Below are 2927 nucleotides of genomic sequence, written 5' to 3' on the forward strand. Positions count from 1 at the left end.
TGTGTTGATTGCCATATGAGTCCACGTAAAGACGGTGTTGCCGCAACATTGCGTGATGCCAACGGAAAGCCTCTCAAACGGCTTATACGAGAGCATGGGTTTGTCGGTGCTCACACGGAGGGTATGTGGCAAAATGCCCTGAAAGTAGATGTTCGAAGAAGCGGCGCACTGTTGGAGGTCATTTTGAGTAATCCTCAACCCCATGCATTGCCAAATGGATTTGGTTCACGTGAGATACTCATTGAAGCACAATACACAAGTGGTGGAAAAGTGATTAAAAATGAAGCGTTATCCCTAACGAGCCATTATCTAAGTAAACGGGGCAAACCGACGGTTCCTCATTTAGCGGCTAAAGTAACACAAAATATTTCGATACCGGCACAGGGGGCTAAAGCATACTCTTTGGCAATGGCAGCTGGAGCAGACGGGGTTAGTGTTATTGTATCTTATCGATTGGTTAATGATGAAATTCGGGAGTTGCTCGATCTAAAAGATCCCATTTGGTCGAAGAAAATGGTGATTAAAAAACTAAATTTAAAACTCTAAGGGGCATTGCCCCTTAATTCATCTCTACTTTGATGATGAGGTCATTTCCCTCTTCAACAATCGTGAAGTTGTGTTTTTGACAAAACGTTTCGTTCATCTCTTCTACCCACTCTTTGGCTTCAACCATTGCATCATCTTTGTTTCCGAATGTTTTAACACTCTCCATACCACTTCGTTTGAAACAGCCACACTCTTTTTCCATTTTAACATTGAACATAATCACTCCTGATTTAATATACATTTTTGGAAGTATAGTTCTAAAAGTTTAAAAACATCAGACAAAATAGAGACGATTTGAAACTAAAGGTTATCTTTATCTTTTGTTAACCTATTACTATCAGTATATTTTATAAAAATTTCAGCTATAATTCCATTTGAATTTTGGGTACCTTCTAAAGAGATTGGTAAATCTTTTTCAAAGGTGCCCTCGCGGATGAGAATCCAACTTATCCTCATACAAATTTCTCTCCCCCATGAGTGGGCAAGCGTAACTGGCTGGAAATAGGTTTTCCGGTGGCGTATATACAAAGGTAAATTATGAACGTAATAGAAGAAGCAATCACAGACGAAAACTTGGTAACATTTGAATCTTTCGGTCTTCGTAAAGAGATCATGCAAAGTATCAATCATGCCGGTTTTAAAACACCAAGCCCAATTCAACAAATGGTTATCCCTGTTATTATGGAAGGGCGTGACGTTGTAGGACAAGCCCATACCGGTACAGGTAAAACAGCGGCATTCGGTCTTCCTGCGTTGAACAAAATGCATTTAAAAGGGGGGATTGAAGCCCTCATTATTACTCCAACTCGTGAGTTAGCGAATCAAGTTGGTGATGAAATTTTCAAATACGGTAAACACCTCGGTGTTCGTACCGTAACGATCTACGGTGGAAGCTCATATAACCGTCAAATGGATCTTATCGAGCGCGGTGCACAAGTTATCATCGCTACTCCGGGTCGTTTGCTCGATATGTTGAGCCGTAACATGCTCAAAGGTTTCACTCCATCTACGGTTATCTTGGATGAAGCGGATGAGATGCTCGATATGGGCTTTTTGGATGATATCAACGAAATCTTTACCTATTTGCCGACTGAGCGTCAAACATTGCTCTTCTCGGCAACGATGCCGGCTCCGATCAAACAGCTTGCTGAGCGTATTTTGGTGAATCCATTTTTCGCTTCTATCACTAAATCGGAAACGACCAATACCGATATTACTCAACAGTATTACGTTATTGAAGAATCAGAGCGTGATGATGCGATTATCCGTCTTATGGATTCAGAAGATGCGAAAAAAACGGTTGTATTTTGTCGCACTAAAAAAGAGGTTGATCGTCTCTCTAATGTCCTCTCTGCCGCGGGATACATGGCAAAAGGGCTACACGGCGACATGGAGCAACGTCAACGTGAGAGCGTTATCAAAGGGCTTAAAACTGATGCGGTTGACGTATTGATCGCAACTGACGTTGCGGCGCGTGGATTGCACATCGATGACGTTACCCACGTTTTCAACTATCATATTCCATTTGACCCTGAGAGTTATGTTCACCGTATCGGACGTACTGGTCGTGCGGGTAAAAAAGGGGTTGCAATTACCCTTGTAACTCCTATGGAATTTAAAGAACTTCAACGTATCCGATCAAAAGTCGGTACCACAATGGAGCACGCTTATATTCCAAGTAAATTGGATGTTAAAGAGGCACAAGTAACTCGTTTGGTTCGTGAAATTGAAAAACAACACGTCTATGATGAAGCTCATAAAGTACTTGATTTGTTGAAACAAGATTACGACCAAGAGCAAATTGCCTATAAATTGATCTCTGTATTGATGGAACGCAATACTGTTGCAGGACCAAACAATATCGGTATCGCGGCTGAGCGTTTAGAAAAAATCCTAAGCAATTTGGCAAGTCGCGGTGATCGTGGCGGACAACGTAGCGGCGGATTTAACCGTAACCGTAACGGCAGCGGTGGAAACCGTAGCGGCGGAGGCGGATACCGTGGTAACAACGATCGCAATGCTTCAGGAAGTGGCGAACGTAGTGGCGGAGGAGAGCGTAGTAGCTCTGGCGGTGAACGCGGCGGAAATGATCGCGGTGAGCGTTCACGCAGTTTCAGCGGACAAAAACCAAAACCACGTTATTAATTCAAGCGGGAGTTTAACTCTCGTTTTACCTTCTCCAAAAAAGGCTCCATCGGAGCCTCTAATTCAAACCCTTCTCTTTGTTTCATCCCCCACATCGGTTCAGGAAAATAGCTGTCGTTCTCGAAGCGTGCCATGATATGCCAATGGACTCTCGGTAACATATTGCCAAAAGAAGCAATATTGATTTTAGTAGGTTTGAAATACACCAGCATCTCTTTTTCGATAATATCGAGTGC

2 protein-coding genes and 2 pseudogenes are annotated in these 2927 nt (G+C 42.7%); 2 read left to right on the forward strand and 2 right to left on the reverse strand.

Annotation, left to right across the window (positions count from 1 at the left end):
- A pseudogene (locus JZU62_RS01175) lies at positions 1 to 546 on the forward strand (hypothetical protein); the annotation flags it as partial.
- Positions 547 to 559: 13 nt separating this feature from the next.
- Here JZU62_RS01175 and JZU62_RS01180 read toward each other — a convergent pair.
- Positions 560 to 763, reverse strand: coding sequence for a hypothetical protein (locus JZU62_RS01180; protein ID WP_295011115.1), 204 nt, complete (start codon positions 761 to 763; stop codon positions 560 to 562).
- Between the two features lie 320 nt (positions 764 to 1083).
- On the opposite strand from JZU62_RS01180, the gene JZU62_RS01185 reads away from it, so the two are divergent.
- Positions 1084 to 2691, forward strand: coding sequence for a DEAD/DEAH box helicase (locus JZU62_RS01185; protein WP_295011117.1), 1608 nt, complete (start codon positions 1084 to 1086; stop codon positions 2689 to 2691).
- On the opposite strand, the pseudogene JZU62_RS01190 reads toward JZU62_RS01185, so the two are convergent.
- Positions 2688 to 2927: pseudogene (locus tag JZU62_RS01190) on the reverse strand (HIT family protein); the annotation flags it as partial. The gene JZU62_RS01185 and the pseudogene JZU62_RS01190 sit on opposite strands and share 4 nt — an antisense overlap.

This window comes from Sulfuricurvum sp., from assembly GCF_019163035.1.
Lineage (GTDB): Bacteria > Campylobacterota > Campylobacteria > Campylobacterales > Sulfurimonadaceae > Sulfuricurvum.